Source organism: Thermodesulfobium sp. 4217-1 (assembly GCF_039822205.1).
GTDB lineage: Bacteria > Thermodesulfobiota > Thermodesulfobiia > Thermodesulfobiales > Thermodesulfobiaceae > Thermodesulfobium.
Genome location: NZ_JBAGBW010000066.1, coordinates 1 through 782 on the forward strand (window position 1 = coordinate 1; position 782 = coordinate 782).

Here is a 782-nt window from a genome sequence, read left to right on the forward strand (position 1 = left end):
AACTCTTTTACTATTTTATCACTTTCTTCTGTGGTAGATGCGAGCTCTTGTGCTGAGGCTGATGACTCTTCTGATATTGCAGCAAGGCTTTCTATTTCGTTGGATATGTCTTTTGATGATGCGGCCATCTCTTGTGCTGAGGCAGTGTACTCTTCTGATAGGGCAGCAAGGTTGCTAACGTTTAGGTTTACCGTTGATAGGTTGGCAATTAGTTGTACTCCTATCTTTTCTCTCTCATTCAAGAGAGATCCTATCTTGTCCATAGATGTGAGTATTGCCTGGAAAGTCTTTGACGTAGATTCAGAGGCCTCTAATCCTGTGGTTACGTCGTTTAAGGTATCTTGCATAGAGTTCATTGCGTTTCTTGTCTCTTTGCTTGTTTCTCCTATTATTAGAGCTATCTCATTTGCAGCCTTTTGAGATTCTTCTGCTAACTTTCTTACTTCATCTGCAACTACAGCAAATCCTCTTCCCGCATCTCCTGCTCTTGCAGCTTCTATTGCAGCGTTTAGAGCCAAGAGGTTTGTCTGGTCTGAGATGTTTGATATCAGATCCACTATCTTTCCAATATCCTCAGATCTCCTGCTAAGAGATTGTATTACCTCTGCCAGCTTCTTTACAGATTGAAGGCTCTTATGAGAGCTCTCATTTGTCTTCGTCATAAGGATATTGCCGTCCTGAGCCTTGTCCTTCATCGACACAGACAGATCTGTGAGCTCTTTGTTGCTCTTCTTTGTCTCTTCCATAATTGAGTTTATCTGATCGGTCATCTGGGCAATCTG

At 42.2% G+C, this 782-nt stretch carries 1 protein-coding gene; it reads right to left on the reverse strand.

What is annotated here, in order from left to right; all coding sequences use genetic code 11:
* Positions 1 to 782 (reverse strand): methyl-accepting chemotaxis protein (locus tag V4762_RS09995; protein WP_347315631.1); only part of this gene is annotated, 782 nt, incomplete at both ends.